This window comes from Streptomyces sp. NPDC054847 (assembly GCF_053610925.1).
On sequence record NZ_JBSGZJ010000566.1, the window covers coordinates 1 to 563 of the forward strand.

The 563-nt window shown below is 71.6% G+C and carries 1 protein-coding gene; it reads left to right on the forward strand.

Features of this window, described 5'->3' with window-relative positions:
* Nucleotides 1-218: 218 nt before the first annotated feature.
* On the forward strand, nucleotides 219-563 hold a 345-nt coding region (locus tag ACWGH4_RS32410; RefSeq protein ID WP_453467160.1), incomplete at its 3' end, for a LysE family translocator.

Sequence of the window (563 nt, forward strand, 5' to 3'; positions counted from 1 at the left end):
GGACGCCTCCCGCGCGGCACCGGCACGTCCGGGCACGAGTCCGTCCGGGGAACGCAATCCCCCCGGACCCGCGAAAGGCAATCTTTCCAAAAGCGTCACAGGTGCTGCGCACCGCCTCCTGGAGCCGCCGTTAGCGTTGCTCGCCGACCGGCCCAAGCACGCTCACGTGAACAGGTCGCCGATGTCCTTGGCGGCGTAGTCAGCACAGGAAGAAGCACATGGACTACTGCTCCTCATGCCGTCGGCACCTCAACGGCGCCCTGGTGTGCCCCGGCTGCGGCGCGTACGCCCCCGACATAGCCCCGCCCGCGCACCCCGCGGGGGCCACGGCGGCAACGGCCGCCACGACCTGGGAGCCGTACGGGGCGGAGGAGTTCCCCGCCCGGCCGGAGGCCGCCCCGGTCACCGACCAGACGTTCGCGCGCGCGTTCCGGCGCGGCCTGCTGACCAACCTGCTCAACCCCAAGATCGCTCTCTTGTATGCCGCTCTGCTGCCCCAGTTCATGGACCCGCAGGCCGGCCCCGGCTGGGCGCAACTGCTCCAGCTCGGCGGGGTGCAGATC